The following is a 20,188-nucleotide window of genomic DNA, read 5'->3' as shown; positions in this document are numbered from 1 at the left end:
ACACTCGAAGCGCTATATGTCAATTAGTTTCTACAACCGCGACTGCTGACATTCCAGGAGTAATTCGAGATTCATAACCTTGAATACTCTCAGGTTCAAACACAATTTTCACCGGAATTCGTTGCACGTCTTGAGTCAGCGTGGAATTAGCCGTGGGATTCTCTTGTGGGAGAACGGCAACTTTGCCAAAAGAAGCGGGGGACATACTATCCACTTTGCCGCGAAACTTCCGATTCGGGAAAGCAGCGATTTTAACCGTCACGTTTTGCCCAGGCTGGATTTTTTCTAATTGGGTTTCTTTAAAGTTGGCAATAATCCAAGGATTCGGCTGCACTACCGTAATCAGAGTTTGTCCTGGTTGTACCTGCTGCCCTACAGAAACGTTTTTGTTACCAACTTTTCCAGGGACTAGCGCCGTAACATTGGTGTAAGATAGCTGGAGTTCAGCTTTTTTGACCTCCGCCTGCTTTTGGGCGACTGTAGCCAACGCTGTTTTGTACTTTTGCTGATTTATCTCTCTTTGCTGATTAATGGTTCGTGCCTGTAGTATTTTATTTCTGTTAGCAGCCTGTGTTGCTTGGGTATTCTTGTTTCCTCGAGTTGGCTTCGATTCAGGAACATTAATAGTGATGGCATCTTTGATATTTTCCGCTGCCAATGCTGCTTGCTGCTTGGCTAATTCTAGAGATGCTTTTGCCTGTGTCAGAGAGACTTGGTAGTCGTTCTTGTCAAGCTTCACCAAGACATCCTTTGGAGACACGACCTGGTTATCATTAACTGGTACTTCGGTGACTATTCCGGCTACGCGCGAAGTAACTTTGTAAATATTTGCCGTGACATAAGCGTTATCCGTTTGCTGAAACTTCATAGCATACTGCTGATTATACTGCCATGATCGGTACGCGTACGTTCCCGAGGCGATCGCTCCTGCGCCTAGCAACACTCCCAATATCACTTTCGGTAGCACATGGCGCTTGGACGGGGCTACAGGTTTTTTAATATCACCGTCAGAACCTTGCTCTAAAACTGTTTTTTCCTCTAATCCGGAAAAGTTCTGGTTTTGTTGTGAAGAATCTATGTGTTCCATTAGTGACCTTGCTTATTACAAATTATAAATACTGGGACTTCACGCACCGTAGTGATACATCTATATTTTTGGTCTTTTTGATTGATGCTTTTAGTGTATAAACTGTTCCCCCCAGAGTCCATACAGTTCATATTCTCCCTGTTAACTTGAGTTATGTCATTTTTTGCCTAAAATCTCATAAACTAGAAATCATCATTAAAATATAAGAAGCTTTAAAAGCTAAGTGATAATGATAATCATAAACAAGAGGCTAGGGCATGGTAGCTGACGTAATAGCTGACACAATAACAGATTCAGTTCCCGTTACTGTTTTAACAGGTTACTTGGGAGCAGGCAAAACGACACTTCTCAATCACATCCTGACTTATGAACATGGCAAGAAAGTCGCTGTGATTGTGAATGAGTTTGGAGAAGTGGGTATCGATAATCAATTAGTGATCGATACCGATGAAGAAATCTTCGAGATGAACAACGGCTGCATCTGTTGTACTGTGCGCGGCGACTTGATTCGCATCATCGGTAATTTGATGAAGCGGCGTAATAAATTTGACCATTTGGTTATAGAAACTACTGGTCTAGCTGACCCCGCGCCAGTGATTCAGACATTCTTTGTCGATGAAGATATGCGGGAAAAGCTAGAGTTAGATGCTGTAGTGACGGTGGTGGATGCTAAGCATATATGGCAGCACTGGGACGCAGATGAAGCGCAAGAACAGATTGCCTTTGCCGATGTGATTCTCCTGAATAAAACCGATTTAGTCCCAGCAGAACAGCTTGATGAGTTAGAAAAGCGGATTCGGGGGATGAATGCAATGGCTAAAATTTACCGCACCCGCAATTCTGAGGTATCAATGGATGCCCTGTTGGGTGTCAAAGCCTTTGACCTTAACCGCGCCTTGGAAATTGACCCAGAATTTTTGGGAGAAGATGCTCACCAACATGATGAAACGGTGTATTCTGTGGCTTTGGTAGCAGAAGGCGCACTCGATGGCGATAAGTTAAACGATTGGTTGGGACACTTACTGCAAACCCAAGGACCAGATATCTTCCGCATGAAGGGTATTTTGAGTATTGCTGGGGAAGATAACCGCTTTGTGTTCCAAGGGGTACATATGTTGTTTGAAGGTAAACCAGAACGCCCCTGGAAAGATGGCGAAACCCGCAAAAACGAACTGGTTTTCATCGGTCGTAATTTGGATGAAGCCCAACTTAGACAAGATTTTCTCGCTTGCTTGGCTTAACTGAAATGGGGAAGATGAGGGAGAGTAGTCATTAGACAAGATTGCATCTGTTTGATTCCATTTGTGTCCATCTGTGTCCATCTGTGGTTAATTATTCTTTTTTTTGGAATGAATGCAAGAAGTCTATTGTTCATCTACTTCCTCATCCCCCTCATCCCCCTCATCCCCCTCATCTTCCCTACACAACCATGAACCCCTCAACCCTCAACACTCAAGAATTTGAAGAGCAATATTCGGGGACACTTTCAGATTATGTCACTGCGATCGCCTGGTCCCCACAAGGTACAACCCTAACAGCAACTTCTGCTGCTGGTGAAGTCGTGCTGTGGCAAAATGGTGACTTAGCAAGTTTACAGACTCCACAAGGTGAATCAGTAGACTGCGTTGCCTTTTCTCAAGATGGGCAATTTTTAGCCGTTGGTGGACAGGATGGAAAAGTGAAAATTTGGCGAGAAAGTGAATTAATCGCCACTTTAGAAAATGCCCCCGCTTGGGTTGATAAGCTGGCGTGGAGTCCCACCAGTCATTTACTCGCTTTCAGTTTAGGGCGTTACGTGCAAGTGTGGGACGCCGATACTCGCGAGGTTGTCGTTACCCTGAATTTTGATAACTCTTCGGTACTAGGTATTGATTGGCGTTGTGATGGACAGTACCTTGCCATTGGTGGATATCAGGGAGTAAAGGTATGGGATTGCCAAAACTGGGATGATGATCCATACATCCTGCACATACCTTCTGTCAGTTTAGCTATAGGTTGGTCACCAGACGGGAAATATCTTGCCTCTGGTAATATGGATCGCACCATTACTGTTGTAGAATCACACTCATTATGCTCTGGTGGCGAAAGCGAACCTTGGGTGATGCGAGGTTTTCCTGGCAAAATTCGCGATCTTGCATGGTCACAACTCACGACTCAACAAGGCGCACCTCTGCTTGCTTGTTCCAGTGTGGACGGTATTGTGGTATGGGAGAAGCAGGCTGATGATTCTTCAGGTTGGGAAGCAACAATATTAACGAATCATGTTGATGTGATTGGGGCGATCGCCTTTGCCCCTAAAAGCTTGCTTCTTGCTTCCGCTGGCGCTGATGGCTGGATTTGCTTATGGGAAGAAGCAAAGCAAGTCTCCCAAATTCTCACAGGTGCATCCTCCGGCTTTTCAAGACTCGCTTGGCATCCCCAAGGTAAGCAACTTGCCGCAGGTGGTGAAAATGGCGAATTGTTCCTTTGGTCAAAAACGACGCGGGGTTGCGGAAGTTCGTAGTGAGGACTTTAGTCCTCTTTCCCGATACACCGAGGACTGAAGTTTTTACTACAAACAAGTTTTTTATGGGCAATTAAGCGAACATCATATCAACCCTTCATGATATGCAAAGGTATTGTTGAATCAAGAGGATTTCTATTTTTAGAAGTTTAAAATATCTAATGATTCTTCTATTTCTAAATCTAAAATTTTTTCCCTGACATTTTTGTGTTTCTCTACCTTACCTTCTTTTCGATAAAACTCTGCTGCTTTTTGAAAATCATCAATAACCCCCTGCTTATCTCCTAAGTTATAACGAGCATAACCACGATTGTAATAGGCATCTGCATCATTGGGATTCATCTTAAGAACCTGAGTATAGTCCTCAATCGCGCCCTGATAATCTCCCAAGTCATAACGAGCATGACCACGGTTATAATAAGTATCAACATCATTGGGGCTCATCTTAAGAACCTGAGTATAATCCTCAATCGCTCCCTTGTAATCGCCTAAATCAAAACGAGAATTACCACGTTTTTTGTAACTAAGAGCATCATTAGGGCTCATTTCAATTGACTGACTAAAAAGCTCAATAGCTCTGTTTGAATCTCCAAAATTAGAACTATTTGGATTAATCTTGATAGCCTGATTATAATCCTCAATAGCTCCGTGATAATCGCCTACATGATAGCGAATATCAGCGCGGTTTCTGTAAGCAACGGCATCATTGGGATTGATTCTGATCGCTTGAGTGTAATCTGCGATCGCTCCTTCGTAATCTCCTAATTGATAACGAGCCAAACCAAGTTTGGTGTAAACTTTACCGTAATAAGGATTAATTTGTATTACCTGAGTGTAGTCTGCAATTGCTTTCTCGTAACTGCCTAAGTGATAATGAGCTAGACCACGTTTATAATAAGTATCAGCATCTTTAGAGTTAAGTTTTAAAGCTTGATTGTAGTGATTGATTGCAGCGTTGTACTGTTTTTTCTCAAACGATTCATCACCCTGTTTTACATAAAGCAGATTTAAATCTCCATTATGGAAACGGAGATAGTCCTTTTGCTCAGGAGAAAAGTTAGTTTTAAGAACCTGTTGCTTTGGTAGTTGCTGATAGCTAGGTTCCTGCTTAGTTTTATAGTTTTCAATTTGAGGTTTTTGGTTATAAGAGTTGAGAACCGTAAAGGATTCTAACTGTTCTAAATAGCACCGTAAGCCACCGCCATACAGTAATTGTTCTATCCCAAACGAAATTTTCCCAGTTTTCAGTTTAATCATTTGGGTAGGAAGAAAGCCAGCGAAGAAGAGGTGATATTCAGGTTGCGCTTCATTGACTTCCTCTTGAATTAAAATGCAGGCTACAACTGCATTTTTTTGAACTTCTTCTGCATTAATTGTCCATCTGACTTTATTGATACTGCCGTGGCGAGATTTTACTGCAATACCAACAGATGGATCAAAAGTCAGCGTAAAATCAACTTTACCATCGCCAATGCCGAATCGTTTTTCATAATCGACTTCAGTCACAAAAGCAGCCAAACGTTCTTTGACAACTTCTTCACCTAATTTTCCTTTCAAATTACTGATAAAAACATCACGGACTGCTGAAGTGCGCTTATATTTCTCAGCCATCTGCCAGCAAAATTCTCGTAGTGTCTTTAACCTCTCTCCGGAGATCACCGTTAATTCGCTATATTGTCCTTCTGTTTCACAATGCAGCAAACAACCAGATGTTAACCTTTTAATGAAATCAGATTGTAGCGATCGCAGTAGGGTAATCCAGTCCATTTATAGTTCTGCGAATCTTTTTGTTTATTGTATTAAAATAGCAAAGAGCGCGAGAACTTGTCTTTGTTGTACTGAATTTAACATCCTCACGCATAGAACCCCACCCCCAACCCCCTCCCCGCAAGCAGGGAGGGGGCTAATGATGTGGTGAGTGGGGGTGCAATGGTGTTTGCGAGGAAGTGCAAGCGTTCTTTGTTGAGGGTGATGGTGTTGTTTAGTGGTTGGAGTCCGGTAGTTGGGAACAATAAATTAACATCAATCAGATACCAATCCACCAAATGACTCAACAAGACAACCCACCCAACTTTGCATCTCACTCTAATCCCCCCTCCTCGCTTGCGGGGAGGGGGTTAGGGGGTGGGGTTCCGGGACACGCTTGGCAAACGCCGCCTGAACTCTGGGAGAAACTCAAACCACTTGCGCGACAGATGCGGCGCGAACCCACCCCAGCAGAAGAGAAACTTTGGCAGAAATTGAGACACAAGCAGCTTTTAGGGTTTAAGTTTCGCCGTCAGCACGTAATTGACCGCTTTATTGTGGATTTTTACTGCGGGGAAGCGCGATTAGTTGTGGAGGTGGATGGCGGTGTTCACCAGTACACTCAGCAGGAAGATGCAATTCGTCAAGAATTTTTGGAGAGTCTGGGGTTGCGGGTGGTGCGGTTTAGGAATGAGGATGTTTTGAATTCAATTGATGCGGTGTTGGAGGAGATTGCCGGTTGGTTGCAGAGGTAGAACCCCACCCCCAACCCCCTCCCCGCAAGCGAGGAGGGGGCTAATGATGTGGTGAGTGGGCTTGTAATAGTGTTTGGCAAGAAGTGCGATCGCGTTTCTGCTATCAATCAATGCCAATGTGATTTTTAGATTACAATACAAAACAATACAAACGCGACCAATAAGCTACAGGTGCTCCCCTTTTCAGAGCCGCTGAATAATTTGATCAAGAGCGTCTTCGCAATCAGTAATACGCTGCTTTACAACAAGTACATTTTGGTTGTACACCTTGTGGTGTCCCTGTACCATTTTTGATAGTGGTTGTCCTAAGTGAGCAGCTACAACACCTGCAGTGTTAAAGTCACGAAGCGGCACAGAGTAAGTATCTCGAAATTCCTCTATGGAATTAATCGATTGATTCCGTGGAGTAAATCGTTCAGGATTTGCTTTGTAAGCATTATATAGAGTATCTGCTGTGGCATCAGAAAGCGCTCTAAAAGCTTGTGCTGGACCTTGATATTGGGTTAGCCTGTTCCCTACAACTATGTGAATCTTGGGTACGTCCAGATGAGCCTGAACTCCACGTGTTGCATAAGTCCAACTACCATATATTGGATGTGGTGGATTTGTGCCATGCAGGAGTGTAAACATTGCTCTTGTTGCAACTCTTGATGAATCGTCAGCATTTACCGGAACAATCAATCTGCTTACTGAAGATATAGCAATTTCTGTGTAAATACTGAAACTTGGATTTGTATCAACGAAAACCATCCAGTCTGCTTGACGATCTTCTTGAGAAATCTTATTGATGAACTCACGCAATATAGTGTGCACCCACAGCCAAGGATCTGAATTGGGAGTCAGTGCTGGTGCTGCGGCAGCCTGATTTATTGCTGGTACCATTGGTTCAAGGTTGCCATCACCACAGAGCAAGTACAGGTTTTCTGGCATTTTACTGTTAACTTGAACAATCTGAGTAACAAAGTCCATTGGTGGTGGCAACGGAGCACGAGCACCACTACAGATTACTTCGCTTAAGTATCCAACTACTGTTTTTGGAATTGGTTGTACTGTGCAGTATTCGAGTAGTTTTCTTTCACCCACTTGGCCACCACCCAACAGCATCATGGATGAGTTACCTTGTGGGTACATATCAATTACTAAAACTTTTTTATTTTGGAATTTTTCGGCGTACCTGGAGGCAATATGAAAAGTGATAGTACTTTTGCCAACTCCACCTTTGTTATTCCAAATAGCGTAACTATTAATTAATGCCATAATATTTGTTATTTAAAGCTTTTGGGCAAGATAATGTTCTTCTGATAGTAGCAACAAAATTTGGATTTGCCTCCAACAGTTCTAAATTTAATAATCTACGTAAATCCTGAAAATAATTCAGGATGTTCTAAAAAAGGCTTCATTCCACGAAATAGCGAAGGCATTGATATAATTTTGATTTTCAACGAAGTCCTTGCTGCCGCAACCAAGTATCATTCCATGCGGCATCCTCTTCTGATAGTGGTGGCACTGGTTCACGGCTATAATCTATGACTAAATCATAACTAGCCCGATTATATATTTCACTTATTAATGTTTGTAAATAAATTAATGGTTCAACATCTTCTGAACGCAAAGGCAACGGAAAAGAAGGAATCACATTTTGTAAATAAAAAGCATATAAATCAGCTTTGGGACGGTTTTCACCGCGACTGACCAAAATCCGATAATCACTTTGAATATCATTGTGCAAAATCGGCATTGGTTTGCCGTCTCGCAGCAAGTCGATTTCAACTAAATTGGTGAAACTTCCTAGCACCCGCTGACGCTTTCTTTCATATGCCTTGCGTCCTTCTCCTGCACGTTTATTCTTAGGTGAGAGAACCTCAATAACTGTCACCACTTCCCGCGTCGTCACTTCTCGCACTTCCAGATAACTTTCCCTAACAGTTTCAGGCATAGGAATTGTCACTGTCATGGGCGTAACTGGAGGTGTCGCAACAGCAATATTCGCCGTTTCTGGGTTTGTTGCAGTTTGGGAACGTTGTACCGCAACATCAGGAATACCCACTAACAGAGAATCTTCTCCACTTGTTTGATACACCCGTTCTTCAATGTCCACTATGTATTTAGGACGCACTTGGGGAGAAAGAGAATCTGCAATTGCCACTATCAATCGCTTATGAACTTTCTGCCATAATGCAGGGTTTTCTAAATACGGATTCATTCCAGGAAACGGCGAAGGCATAAAAACACCTCAACAGCAAATTTGAGAATCTTCTCTTATCCCCCTCCTCGCTTGCGGGGAGGGGGTTAGGGGGTGGGGTTCTACCTCACATCGTAGCCAAACAAATTCACATCCACTTCTCCCAACTGCAAATCCCCCAAACCATACTCCGCCCAACGCCTCTCAACCATCGCCGCCACCTCTGGATCTGACTCCAAAGGCGCACCCCACTCATGTTCAGTTTCCGGCGGAATCTTTGTTGTTGCATCAATTCCCATTCTTCCACCCAAACCAATCTTCTCGCTGGCAAAATCCAAACTGTCAAATGGCGTATTCGGCAAAATAAACACATCTCGCGTCGGATCAACTTTAGAACTAATCGCCCACACCACTTGACGCGGATCTCTAATATTGATGTCTTTATCCACCACAATCACAAACTTGGTGTAAGTAAACTGTGGTAAAGCACTCCAAAAAGCAAGAGCTGCCCGTCGCGCTTGTCCGGGATATGCTTTATCTATAGATATAATCGCTGCTTTGTACGATAGCGCTTCCATCGGCAAGAAGAAATCCACAATTTCTGAGACTTGTTGCCGCAAAATGGGGGTGTAGATGCGATTGAGGGCGATCGCCATCATTGCTTCTTCTTTCGGTGGACGCCCGCTAAATGTGGTTAAATAAATCGGGTCTTTGCGATGCGTCATGCAATGGAAGCGAATCAGGGGCGAATCTTCCACGCCGCCGTAATAACCCATGTGATCACCAAACGGACCATCTGGCAATACTTCTCCTGGTGTAATTGTCCCTTCCAGGACGAATTCCGAATCCGCTGGAACTTGCAAATCTACCGTTTTACACTTTGCTAACTGCACACCAGAACCGCCGTAAAGCCCAGCGAACAGCCATTCTGACAAGTCTACAGGGATTGGCGTTGCAGCCGCCATGATAATCAGAGGATCTACACCAAGGGCGATCGCCACTTCTAATTTTTTCCCACGTTCTGCTGCCTTGCGTAAATGTCTTGCGCCACCCCGCACGGATAGCCAGTGAACGGTCATCGTATTCTCAGATTGCAGTTGCAAGCGATACACCCCCACATTTGGGGTTCCCGTTTCACAATCCTTGGTTATCACTAGCCCAAGCGTGATAATCTTGCCTGCATCACCCACGTAAGGACGTATCAAAGGTAACTTATTTAAATCCAACTTATCACCTTCAACAACCACCTGCTGACAAGCGGGGAAAAAGTCGCGTCCTGGTTTTGCCTTCAGGACATCAAACAGCACCTTACCAAACTCTACCGCCTGAGAAATCTTCTTAGGTGGTTTTGGTTGTTGCAGCATTGCTAACTTTTTGCCCAATTCCTCTAACTCCTGGGGATGCTGCATATTCATCGCCCAGCATATCCGTTCCACTGTTCCCAGCAAGTTCACCGCCACCGGGAAGGATGCACCTTTGACATTTTCAAATAGGAGTCCAGGACCACCTTTTTGCAGCATCCGGTTGGCAATCTCAGCAATTTCTAAATCTGGGTCAACTGGCGCTGCAATCCGCCGTAATTGTCCCTTTTCTTCCAGAATTTTGATGAATCCCCGCAAATCTCTTGCCATTGTTCCAATAAATTAATATTTAAGAAGTGTGAAGCGCTTTCTTATATTATTAGTCATGAGTCATGAGTCACTCGTTATGATATGTTTTTCCTCTAGTCCCCCACTCGCTTTAACTGCCAATTAACTTGGGAATTCATTTTCTTTAACTAATAATAAAAATAATTCTGCTATTCTCACCGGAGTATGCATTTATTTTTACCAGTAAGGGCTTACCTGATTCAATATGACTAGAATATATGATACTTTTCTAGCAGGCGGTCTTGTCATGTGGCCTCTGTTGGGTTTATCCGTAGTAACTTTAGCATGTATCTTGGAACGCAGTTGGTTCTGGTTGATGCTAGTGATTCGAGAAAAACAAGTAGTGCGTGAAATTTTTGCCGCGGCAAAGGTAGACTTAGAGAAAGCCGAAAAAATTGCAGAAACTAGCCAAACTTTAGCCATTAGTCGCTTTTTAGTGGAACCTCTGAGGCTAAAAAATCCCACTCCCGAAACGTTTCATTTGGCAATCAAAGCCGCTTGTGATAAAGAATGCATAGCAATGCGTAAAGGTGATATGCTACTGGAAAGTGTAGTGGCGATCGCCCCTTTGCTGGGTATCCTAGGTACGGCAAATGGTCTGTTCACTGTTTTCACTCATCTCAAAACTAACTCTGTGGGCATTACTGATTTCTCTACAGTAACCTCTGGTATCATTGAGGCGCTGATTACCTCTATAACTGGGATAGCTGTAGCAATTTTTGCCTTTGTATTCTTCAGAATTTTTTTATGTTTGCAATCACAGCAAATGAGCTTTTTTTCTCAAGTTGGTAACGAATTGGAACTCATTTACTTGCAATGTTGGCATCAACCTTCTACCCAACCAAGCACCCAGACTAATAATGACCAGTAAACAGTGAACAGTTATTTAGTGATGAGTGAACAAAACATAACTACTCCCTTCCCGCCCGTTCGCCGCTCTTGCGTTCCCCCAGGGTAAAATACCTAATATCACTAGTTCTAAATATCCATTAATCATACTTTTTCAAGAAATCTAATAGACAAGATTGCAGAATGTGAGTTCTATCTGTGTCCATCTGTGTCCATCTGTGTCCATCTGTGGTTAATTATTCTTTTTTTTGGAATGAATGCAAGAAATCTAATGACTAATTCACAACTCACAACTGATAACTGACTGAAACAGGAGCAGTTCTCCAAGTAACAATAATTGCTCCTGTTCCATCTGTGGTAGGCGCAAAAGAAATGTATTCGGTGAAAGTACTCTTTTTAACTTCATAAAGTGGTCCTCCGCCGTAAGTATTTATTTGAGATACTTGAAAACCTTGCGCCTCCAGTTTTGTCTTGATAAGCAAGGCTAATTCATCAGGAGTTTTGTCTATAGCGGTACCAAAGATATTCTCTACTCCAGGTTTTGAAAGAGAAAATTTATCTGGTTCTGCAAAATTTAAATCTGCTGTCAAGATAATTTCTCTTCCAAGACTGATAAAGGTAGTATCAAATGCTTCTTTGTCGGAAATCTGGGGTAGCATCTCGGATGTTTGCAGATCAGGTTTATCTATATATCCTGGTAACGAATCAACGTAAACTTTTTGAGTACTCGTGTTTGTAGAAAAGTCAGAAACAACACCAGAAGCAGTAGAATCTTTAGAAGGGCGAGCAAGAGATTTCTTCTTTTGTTTTAAATAAGGTTTTCGCTTAGTTGTGGAAGTAGGCAATTGTTTCTTATTCTTAGTTGTCTGCTCCTGAGAATTAGCTATGACAGGCGAGGGTACCGAAGACGGGGAGAGTAAAGGAAGCGATGCAGTGAGTTCTTCTCTATTCTCGGTGTCCTCTTCCATGTATCCCTCCGGAAGCGCATTCTCTTGACTGCGTTCCCATGTTTCCATAAATTCGGGGGTAGCAAGCGGTGGTGAGACTTCCTCAATCAGAGGGTCAGGTTCTGTTACCACAGAAGTATCCACAGGTGGTTTAGGAGCTACAAGCGTTTTATCTGCGCTGAAAAGTTCAGTACCTGTTGTTACTGGAAACACATTTAAGTCTTTTTCATTTTTTGCCGTTTCTTCATTTTTTGCTGTTTCTTCATTTTTTGCTGTTATAAACAGTTGTGTCTTTCCAGGAAACAATGAAGATATTGGTATTGCAAGTAATATGCCATGTAATATTAATGAAAGTAGCAGCATATATGGAGATATTTGCTGCAAGCCTAGAAGTAAAGTTTTAGGAGAAAATGATTGGAGCATAAGGGTTTTGCGCTCTTTGAATTGCTCAATTAGCCTTCAAACTCATTCAAACAAAATCTAAAATATAGCAATCCGCGCAGGATTTATGAAAAATCTTAAGTATTGTAGGGTGGGCAGTGCTTACCGTATTTTCCCGACTACATCCGGGTTTTGCGTTCGCACTGCCCACAGAAGCGTGTCGTTCAAAAATCTGCGGAGGAGTCCTATACCATCAATTCATTATTTTTAAAGTATAAAATTATATCTTATTTTATGCAATATAAAAATATTTACTCTTAAGAGGTTTTATAATTTTCTTAGGAATTAAATATAATACCTAGGAAAAAAAATAGCCTTTACTTTTTAATATTGAGTCTACATAATAAATATTTGAAATTTACTTTTCCAAAATATTGAGGACATTTAAAAAATATTTAATTTTTAATTTATCATCCCTTAATCTTTTATTAACTAGCGTCATAGTAGGGTATTTGCGTATTGTCGTTCAACAAAATTTTTTTCGTTAATTAACGAGGCATATGAAATTTTCAACTACCGTTTTGAATCGTGTAGTTAGTGCTTCAGCGCTCACGGCTGTTGTTGCTTTTGGACCGATTTTTACAGCAAATTCCCAACAAGCACAAACTATCAATGGTGCAGGAGCAACCTTTCCGGCTCCGCTCTACGAACGTTATGCTCGTGAAGTAAAAAAGAAGCATCCAGAGCTAGGAGTGAACTATCAAGCCGTTGGTAGTGGTGCTGGTATCCGTCAAGTCATTAGCGGAACTGTTGACTTTGGTGCTAGTGATGCTGCAATGAAAGATGAGGAAATCGCCAAAGTCAAGAATGGTGTCATCCTAGTACCGACTGCAGGTGGTGCTGTTTCTGTTGTTTATAATATTCCTGGTGTAAAAGAACTGAAATTGTCTCGCAAGACACTCCCAGGTATTTTCTCTGGTCAAATTACTAACTGGAACGACGCTCAAATTAAAGCTGATAATCCTGGTGTCAATTTACCAAATCAGCCGATTAAGGTTGTTGTTCGCGCTGATAGTAGCGGTACAAGTTTTATTTTCTCCAACCACTTAACTAGCATTAGTCCTTATTTCAAGGGCAGAATTGGTGCCAGCACCACTCCGAACTGGACTATTCCAAATGCGCTTAAGGGGAAAGGAAACCCAGGCGTTGCTAATTTAGTAACTCGCACTCCTGGTGCTATTGGTTATGTTGAATATCAATATGCCCAGACGAACAAATTAAGTTCAGCACAGGTGCAGAACAAGCAAGGACAATTTGTAGCTCCTTCTTTACAAGCTGCAAATGAAGCATTGTCAAATGTAAGCTTCCCAGAAAATTACCGCGTTTTTGTTGGCGATCCAACACAAGGTTATCCTATCGTTGGTCTGACCTGGCTATTGGTCTACAAGAGTTATCCTAATGCTGCCAAAGGAACTGCTGTGAAGAACTTTGTGAATTGGGTGTTAACCGATGGTCAACAGATTAATGACGACCTCAACTACACTCGCATTCCAGCTCCTGTAGCTCAAAAGGTAATACAAACGGTTAACAGCGCTATCAAATAATTTATCATCTGACACTTTTTGCTCTACCAGGGTGGCCAAGCAGTCCACCCTAATGTCATGAAAATAGTTTAATTTACTGATGAGTAATGGCTAATTCCTCTGAACCAGCTAATAGCAATCAACCTAATTTGATTGATGAGAGTATAGACATAACAGCGACCAGTGGGAAAAATTTTTGGATAGACCAAGGATTTACATGGCTAGTTTACGTACTTGCTGGCGTGACGGTTGCTGTCCTGTTGTGGATGAGTTTGGTCGTTTTCCAACAAGCTTTACCAGCTATTCAAAAGTTTGGACTCGGCTTCTTATGGGGTCAAGAATGGAATACAGGGAATCTGGTTTTTGGTGCTTTGCCTTACATTTACGGAACTCTGGTTAGTAGTGCGATCGCCATGTTGTTAGCTGTACCAGTAGGGATAGCGGTCGCTTTAATTACCAGTGAAAATTTTATCGCTCCTTCAGCACGAACGACCATAGCTTTTGTTGTCGAGCTGATCGCCGCTATTCCTAGCGTCATTATCGGTTTGTGGGGTGTTTATATCTTTATTCCGGCGCTGGTACCCCTACAAACTTTGCTATCCAGCACCTTTTCTTGGATACCTCTGTTTAGTACACCAGGTCCGGCTGGATTCAATATGTTGACTGCTGGCATAATTCTTGCGATTATGATTCTGCCTACGATGGCAGCAATTAGTCGTGAAGTTTTGTTAGTCGTTCCTAAGGAGTTGCGAAGCGGCTCAATGGCTTTGGGTTCTACCCGTTGGGAAACCATTTTTCGGGTCATACTACCTGCTGCATTTTCTGGAATTGTCGGTGCAGCTATGCTTGCCTTGGGAAGAGCTTTGGGAGAAACAATGGCTGTCACTATGGTGATTGGTAACTCGGCTCAGATTAGTGCTTCACTACTCGACCCAGGTTACACAATTCCCTCTGTACTAGCCAATGAATTTGCTGAAGCTCAAGATCCATTGCACATTGGTGCTCTGACATATTTGGGTTTGATTTTGTTTGTTGTGACTTTAGTTGTCAATATTTGTGCTGTGGTGATAGTACAGTTTGTTGGTCGTAAGAGTAGATAAGAAGCTATTTCAATCCCTAATAAGGATTCATACACTTTATTTTCTACAGTTATGTAGAAAATATTACATCCAAAAATCGGGATGTGTATTCGGCTCAAATGAAAACCGCCATAACTGTAAACACGCTAAGGACACATACTTGTAGCGCAAATCATTGACAACAATCTCCTCTTAGGGATATTTCCAAAGAGAGACGCCAAAGTTGCCAACTCATTTGAATATGTAAAGGCGTAAGCGATATGACCAGTAATCGAGAATCTGAAATAGATAAATCTGTGGCAGCAGAAATATATAGTCCTCTACCGTCTGTCAGGCTGATATTTGACAATGGAATGACTGTGATAGCATTCTTGCTCTCAGCTTTAGCTCTGATTCCTTTGCTGTCATTACTGTGGGAAATCATCGGACGAGGTATAACAAGCCTCAAGCCGTCAATGTTTGTAACATCAGTCCTCTATGATGGATTTGGCAATGCAATTCTTGGTACCTTAGAAATGGTAGCAATTGCTGTGCTATTGAGTGTTCCCACTGGACTCATGACAGGCATATTTCTATCAGAAATTGGTAGAGGAAATCGAATTGGTCGTGCTGTTCGCTTTGTCGCCTCTATCCTCACTGGAGTTCCTTCGATTGTAGTAGGTATTTTTGCATATGCTGTGATTGTATCAATCACTAAGCAATTTAGTGCGATCGCAGGTGGTTTTGCATTAGCAGTTCTCATGCTTCCTGTTGTCGTACTGACAACAGAAGAAGCCTTAAAACTTGTTCCCACCTCTGTACGTCTTGGATCTGCCGCTTTGGGAGGAACTCGCTTCCAGACCATTTTTCGCGTCGTTGTTACCGCAGCACTTCCTGCAATTACCACAGGAGTTTTGTTAGCCGTAGCGCGTGCTGCTGGTGAAACAGCACCATTGATTTTTACTGCTTTGTTTAGTCTAGATTGGTCAAGCGACTTAATCAGTCCAACAGCTTCGCTATCAGTATTAGTTTTTAACTTATATAACGATCCCTCACCAGAAAAAACAGCATTAGTCTGGACAGCTTCTCTGGTCTTAGTTGGGATCATTATGTTAATCAGTATTCTCTCTCGTGTCTTCACTAGAAAGAGAAACGTATAATCACAACATCAGCAACGGTGTGAGTTTTTGTTGTAGTACCTAGCACAGTATGAGTAAGTTAAACCCAGCCATCCAAGTCAAGAATCTCCGCTTCTACTATGGCACTTCCAAAGCGTTGGAAGGCGTGTCAATGGACATCTACCAGAACCAAGTTACCGCAATTATTGGTCCTAGTGGTTGTGGAAAATCAACTTTTATTAAATGCCTTAATCGTATTAGCGAATTAGAAGGACCAGTAAAAGTAGATGGCAGCGTAGAATTTTATGGTCAGAATATTTACAACTCTCGTGTGAACTTAAATCGGCTACGCCGCCAGATAGGTATGGTGTTCCAAAAGCCGAATCTTTTTCCCATGAGTATTTACGATAATATCGTCTACGGTATAAAAATAGCTGGATGGCGTCCGAGAGCAGAGTTAGATGCAATTGTCGAATCGGCTCTCAAAGGTGCTGCTATCTGGAATGAAGTAAAAGATAAACTACAGAAATCTGCTTTGGGGCTTTCTGGGGGTCAACAACAAAGACTGTGCATTGCCCGTGCTTTGGCAGTTAAACCAAAAGTTTTATTAATGGATGAGCCTTGTTCGGCTCTTGACCCCATTGCAACAATGAAAATAGAGGAACTTATCTACAGTTTACGCGACGAACTGACAATTGCAATTGTTACTCATAATATGCAGCAAGCAGCTCGGGTTTCTGATTTCACCGCTTTCTTCAGCACCGACGAAAGTCGGATTGGTCAAATGGTTGAATTTGGATCAACAACTCAAATCTTCAGCAACGCCCTAGATCCTCGTACCCGCGACTACACTTCCGGACGTTTTGGATAAAGAGTTTAACCATCTAAAAAAAATCGCTAGCTTGTGTCTAAAAGGCTAGAAAAAGAGATGCTCTAACCTGACTCAGGTTATCACAGTATTTTTATGAAGTATACCTTCAAGAAAAGTTCACAAGCTGATCATTCAAGTATCATTTGTGTTCCCGCTTGATAAGCTAGCTTCTTACTCTCAAATAAGTGCCTTATTGATAATCTTCAACTTTAATTAATGTTTCACTTTTACAAATAATATGAAATTATAAGCTTTTTTAATTAAGTGCAATACAGGAGGTAGTACGCCCTTGGAGGTCTCCTCAAGAGTTTAAACTGGCGTCACAATTGTAGGGACACAGCATTGCTGTGTCCTTAGCCATGCTGTACGCAATATTAGAACCGCTATGAGTGAATTTTTCAGTGACTTCATAGTGATACTAGCTTTAATTGGATTGCTGCTACTTCAGAAAAAAATATTTTTAATCAAAGCATTTCTTATTCTTAACCTACGTATGAGAGGTTCGATGGGAATGTAGAGAAGTAAATATCATAACTTCAGTACATTTCAAGATTGACAGATGTTTACAGTTTCTTTTCCACCGCATCTGTCATAAAAAAGAGATTCAATCTCGATATTTGTGCTGCAAAAAAAACTTCTCCTCAATGCTAGGCAGATAGTTAGTTACCGCTTAAGAAATTAGGTTGCGACAAACAAGGGAAAAACTATGGCAAACGTAACACTCAAGGGATTTGCAGTTTTAAACGCAGATACATTTGCTGAGGGTCCTCCCTCTGGAAACTTTATCACAGGCACTACAAATGGAAGGGCAACACCGTTTCCAAATCAGCCTGTTCAAGGCTTTAGTGCCGTGCAGTTTGCTGATCCAAACACTTTCTGGTTTCTGCCTGACAACGGTTTCGGCGCAAAGAACAACAGTGCTGATTTCCAACTGCGGATTTATCGCCTTAACCCTAGCTTTCGTGGTACGCACGGAGGTGACGGTAGCGTTCAGGTATCGAATTTCATCCAGCTTTCTGATCCCAATAATCAAGTCCCCTTCAAAATCGTCAACGAAGGTACCACAGACCGTCTGCTAACTGGTGCAGATTTCGACACAGAATCCTTTGTCTTACCTGGCGATGATACTATCTGGATTGGCGATGAATTTGGTCCTTACCTATTGCACTTTGATACAACAGGTAAATTATTAGAGGCTCCGATTCCCACGCCCAACTACTACAATCTGAACACTCTCAATGGTCAACCCCCCATTGTGATTGGTCACCGAGGTGCCAGTGGTGAGCGTCCAGAACATACCCTAGAGTCATACAAATTGGCAATCCAGCGAGGAGCTGACTTTATTGAGCCAGACCTAGTTTCCACCAAAGATGGAGTGTTAATCGCTCGCCATGAAGTAAATATAACAGAAACCACCGATGTAGCAAGTCGTCCAGAGTTTGGCGATCGCTATACGACCAAAACCATTGACGGTGTCACTGAAAAAGGATGGTTTGCGGACGACTTTACCTTGGAAGAAATTAAGACTTTGCGAGCCAAAGAACGTCTTTCTTTCCGGGATCAGTCATATAATGGCAAGTTTGAAATTCCTACCTTTCAAGAAATCATCGATTTGGTCAAGCAGGTAGAAGCCGAAACAGGTCGCAAAATTGGTATCTACCCCGAAACCAAGCACCCCACTTACCACGATTCTGTGGGCTTGTCCTTGGAAGAACCACTGGTTGAAACTCTCGAGAAAAACGATTTTACTGATCCAAGCCGGGTGTTCATCCAGTCTTTTGAAGTTGGGAATCTTAAAGAACTCAACCAGAAAATAGATGTACCGCTGATCCAATTACTGGATGCAACTGATGTTAACCTTGACGGTACGCTGATTGAAAAGCAGCCCTACGATTTTGTCGTGAGTGGTGATCCCCGTACCTATGGGGACCTGCGGACTCCTGAGGGTTTGCAGGAAATTGCGACATACGCCGATGGTATTGGTCCTTGGAAGCGGATGATTGTCTCTGTTAAGGGTGTTGATGCCGATGGCGATGGCAAAGCGGATGATGTCAATGGAGATGGTGCCGTCAACGACGCTGACAAAACCACTCTACCTCCCACAACTTTGGTACAAGATGCCCATGCAGCAAGTTTGCTGGTACATCCCTACACTTTCCGTAATGAAAGTCAATACTTGGCAGCAGATTACAACGGAAACCCAGAACTGGAGTTCCAGCAGTTTATCAAGTTAGGAGTGGATGGCTACTTCACCGACTTCCCTGGTACCGGAGACAAAGTCCGCGATCAAATTACTGGCGAATTTGTGCGATCGCCCGACAACCCTGATGTGCTTGCAGCCCTTGCCCCCTCTAACCTCGGCGGTTCCAAAGGCTTTGAAGGCTTGGCAATTAGTCCTGACAAAACCAAACTATATCCCCTGCTAGAAGGAACAGTTCTCGGCGATCCCAGCAATGCCCTGCGAATTTATGAGTTTGATGTTGCTAGCAAACAGTATGACGGACTAGTTGGGTACTACCGTCTAGAAGACACCAGCCATGCGATTGGTGACTTTACCGTTGTCAACGACAATGAATATTTGGTGATTGAGCGCGATAACGGACAGGCAGACGCCGCCAAATTCAAGAAAATATATAAGGTTGACTTCTCTGAGAAAGATGCCAATGGATATGTAGCAAAAGAAGAAGTCGCGGATCTACTCAATATTCAAGACCCAAATGATTTGAATCAAGATGGCAGCACAAAGTTCACCTTCCCCTTCCAAACCATTGAAAATGTGCTCGTGATTGATGAAAAGACCATTTTAGTTGCCAATGACAACAACTATCCATTTTCTGTAGGTCGTCCTCCTGCGATCGATAATGACGAAATCATCCTTTTGGGGTTAGAAAAATCTCTCAACGTTGATCCGCGTGTCGGTCTTGCCGGACTTACCTTTGCCACTAAAGGCGGTGGTACACAAAACGAGCCAAGCCTCTCTGGTGTCGTTGACATCCAGGTTTCCCTTGGCTTCACCTCGATTGACCAAATCAGTCCCGATAGTGGTCTTTCTGCCAGCACTCCACTCACAGCTAGCAATGTTACTCTGACGCAGGAGTGGGCACAGCCAACCACGTTGAGTACTGTCTAGTTAAAGTCATAACTGGGAAATGTCTTAATTTTTTTAGTTCAGTTCGCCTTTACCCCCCTAATGCAGCAAATACAGGGGAATTTTTTATAGTGAGCCAAGTAGTGAAGTCAAGAAGACTTTGGCAGACCGAAGCTTTGAAAACAAAACAGGGGAAGCAAAAAGCTGAGTAGAAGATTTTGAGTTATGATAGGACAGTTGCCGCAAAGCGACTCATAGCCATTAAAAATCAAGGGCAAGAAAAAAGTTTGAAAAACCCCTTGACAAAAAAAAAAGCGGTGGCTAGACTAGATTAAGTGTGAAGAAAGAAAACACACGCCGAACCAAGACAA

14 protein-coding genes and 1 pseudogene are annotated in these 20,188 nt (G+C 42.6%); 9 read left to right on the top strand and 6 right to left on the bottom strand.

Going from position 1 to position 20,188, the window contains the following annotated elements:
- Positions 1–19: 19 nt before the first annotated feature.
- Complete coding sequence (locus AACT52_RS29975; RefSeq protein WP_073634451.1) at positions 20–1,087, bottom strand: HlyD family secretion protein; 1,068 nt, start codon at positions 1,085–1,087, stop codon at positions 20–22.
- Between the two features lie 257 nt (positions 1,088–1,344).
- On the opposite strand from AACT52_RS29975, the gene AACT52_RS29970 reads away from it, so the two are divergent.
- Together AACT52_RS29970 and AACT52_RS29965 are read left to right on the top strand one after the other, a co-directional pair.
- Complete coding sequence (locus tag AACT52_RS29970; RefSeq protein ID WP_073634450.1) at positions 1,345–2,328, top strand: CobW family GTP-binding protein; 984 nt, start codon at positions 1,345–1,347, stop codon at positions 2,326–2,328.
- Positions 2,329–2,516: 188 nt separating this feature from the next.
- A complete protein-coding gene (locus AACT52_RS29965) occupies positions 2,517–3,590 on the top strand; it encodes a WD40 repeat domain-containing protein (protein WP_073634449.1) in 1,074 nt (357 codons plus the stop codon).
- A 141-nt stretch (positions 3,591–3,731) separates the two neighbouring features.
- Here AACT52_RS29965 and AACT52_RS29960 read toward each other — a convergent pair whose 3' ends face one another.
- On the bottom strand, positions 3,732–5,357 hold the full coding sequence (locus AACT52_RS29960; RefSeq protein WP_073634448.1) for a tetratricopeptide repeat protein: 1,626 nt from the start codon (positions 5,355–5,357) through the stop codon (positions 3,732–3,734).
- A gap of 278 nt (positions 5,358–5,635) precedes the next feature.
- On the opposite strand from AACT52_RS29960, the gene AACT52_RS29955 reads away from it, so the two are divergent.
- Entirely contained in the window at positions 5,636–6,091 is a 456-nt protein-coding gene (locus tag AACT52_RS29955; RefSeq protein WP_083630618.1) for an endonuclease domain-containing protein, read from the top strand.
- Between the two features lie 183 nt (positions 6,092–6,274).
- On the opposite strand, the gene AACT52_RS29950 is transcribed toward AACT52_RS29955, so the two are convergent.
- From AACT52_RS29950 to AACT52_RS29940, 3 genes are all read right to left on the bottom strand, one after another.
- Positions 6,275–7,348, bottom strand: a complete 1,074-nt coding sequence (locus tag AACT52_RS29950) for a ParA family protein (protein ID WP_198941020.1) — start codon at positions 7,346–7,348, stop codon at positions 6,275–6,277.
- A 181-nt stretch (positions 7,349–7,529) separates the two neighbouring features.
- Positions 7,530–8,315 (bottom strand): DUF4058 family protein, encoded by a 786-nt coding sequence (locus tag AACT52_RS29945; protein WP_073634447.1) that lies wholly within the window; start codon positions 8,313–8,315, stop codon positions 7,530–7,532.
- An 80-nt stretch (positions 8,316–8,395) separates the two neighbouring features.
- Positions 8,396–9,904 carry a UbiD family decarboxylase gene (locus AACT52_RS29940; RefSeq protein ID WP_073634446.1) on the bottom strand — a complete coding sequence of 503 codons (1,509 nt, stop codon included), beginning with the start codon at positions 9,902–9,904 and terminating at the stop codon, positions 8,396–8,398.
- Positions 9,905–10,127: 223 nt separating this feature from the next.
- Here AACT52_RS29940 and AACT52_RS29935 point away from each other — a divergent pair, with 223 nt between their 5' ends.
- Complete coding sequence (locus AACT52_RS29935) at positions 10,128–10,793, top strand: MotA/TolQ/ExbB proton channel family protein (protein WP_073634445.1); 666 nt, start codon at positions 10,128–10,130, stop codon at positions 10,791–10,793.
- 265 nt (positions 10,794–11,058) lie between these two features.
- Here the strand turns inward: AACT52_RS29935 and AACT52_RS29930 are convergent, their stop codons facing one another.
- Complete coding sequence (locus AACT52_RS29930) at positions 11,059–12,102, bottom strand: hypothetical protein (RefSeq protein WP_143172916.1); 1,044 nt, start codon at positions 12,100–12,102, stop codon at positions 11,059–11,061.
- 557 nt (positions 12,103–12,659) lie between these two features.
- Here AACT52_RS29930 and pstS point away from each other — a divergent pair.
- From pstS to AACT52_RS29905, 5 genes and pseudogenes are all read left to right on the top strand, one after another.
- Entirely contained in the window at positions 12,660–13,703 is a 1,044-nt protein-coding gene (pstS, locus tag AACT52_RS29925; RefSeq protein WP_073634443.1) for a phosphate ABC transporter substrate-binding protein PstS, read from the top strand.
- 86 nt (positions 13,704–13,789) lie between these two features.
- The gene (gene pstC / locus AACT52_RS29920; RefSeq protein ID WP_073634442.1) at positions 13,790–14,782 is read left to right on the top strand and encodes a phosphate ABC transporter permease subunit PstC; all 993 of its coding nucleotides are present in this window, start codon (positions 13,790–13,792) and stop codon (positions 14,780–14,782) included.
- Positions 14,783–15,021: 239 nt separating this feature from the next.
- Positions 15,022–15,900, top strand: a complete 879-nt coding sequence (gene pstA / locus AACT52_RS29915) for a phosphate ABC transporter permease PstA (RefSeq protein WP_073634441.1) — start codon at positions 15,022–15,024, stop codon at positions 15,898–15,900.
- 49 nt (positions 15,901–15,949) lie between these two features.
- Positions 15,950–16,729: a phosphate ABC transporter ATP-binding protein PstB gene (gene pstB, locus AACT52_RS29910; RefSeq protein ID WP_073634440.1), complete on the top strand. Its 780-nt coding sequence runs from the start codon at positions 15,950–15,952 to the stop codon at positions 16,727–16,729.
- A 706-nt stretch (positions 16,730–17,435) separates the two neighbouring features.
- A pseudogene (locus AACT52_RS29905) lies at positions 17,436–19,859 on the top strand (esterase-like activity of phytase family protein); the annotation flags it as partial.
- Positions 19,860–20,188: the final 329 nt, after the last annotated feature.

The sequence above is a fragment of the Scytonema sp. HK-05 genome, from assembly GCF_963872035.1.
Taxonomy (GTDB): Bacteria; Cyanobacteriota; Cyanobacteriia; order Cyanobacteriales; family Nostocaceae; genus Kalymmatonema.
The sequence above is the reverse complement of the archived record's forward strand: the minus strand, read 5'-3'. Positions and strand labels throughout refer to the sequence as shown.

Bases quoted from the DNA above. Each gene is read 5' to 3' on its own strand.
- AACT52_RS29965 (WP_073634449.1), top strand. From the start codon at position 2,517: ATGAACCCCTCAACCCTCAACACTCAAGAATTTGAAGAGCAATATTCG.
- AACT52_RS29940 (WP_073634446.1), bottom strand. From the start codon at position 9,904: ATGGCAAGAGATTTGCGGGGATTCATCAAAATTCTGGAAGAAAAGGGA.
- pstS (WP_073634443.1), top strand. From the start codon at position 12,660: ATGAAATTTTCAACTACCGTTTTGAATCGTGTAGTTAGTGCTTCAGCG.
- AACT52_RS29960 (WP_073634448.1), bottom strand. From the start codon at position 5,357: ATGGACTGGATTACCCTACTGCGATCGCTACAATCTGATTTCATTAAA.
- pstC (WP_073634442.1), top strand. From the start codon at position 13,790: ATGGCTAATTCCTCTGAACCAGCTAATAGCAATCAACCTAATTTGATT.
- AACT52_RS29970 (WP_073634450.1), top strand. From the start codon at position 1,345: ATGGTAGCTGACGTAATAGCTGACACAATAACAGATTCAGTTCCCGTT.
- pstB (WP_073634440.1), top strand. From the start codon at position 15,950: ATGAGTAAGTTAAACCCAGCCATCCAAGTCAAGAATCTCCGCTTCTAC.
- pstA (WP_073634441.1), top strand. From the start codon at position 15,022: ATGACCAGTAATCGAGAATCTGAAATAGATAAATCTGTGGCAGCAGAA.
- AACT52_RS29950 (WP_198941020.1), bottom strand. From the start codon at position 7,348: ATGGCATTAATTAATAGTTACGCTATTTGGAATAACAAAGGTGGAGTT.
- AACT52_RS29945 (WP_073634447.1), bottom strand. From the start codon at position 8,315: ATGCCTTCGCCGTTTCCTGGAATGAATCCGTATTTAGAAAACCCTGCA.
- AACT52_RS29935 (WP_073634445.1), top strand. From the start codon at position 10,128: ATGACTAGAATATATGATACTTTTCTAGCAGGCGGTCTTGTCATGTGG.
- AACT52_RS29955 (WP_083630618.1), top strand. From the start codon at position 5,636: ATGACTCAACAAGACAACCCACCCAACTTTGCATCTCACTCTAATCCC.
- AACT52_RS29975 (WP_073634451.1), bottom strand. From the start codon at position 1,087: ATGGAACACATAGATTCTTCACAACAAAACCAGAACTTTTCCGGATTA.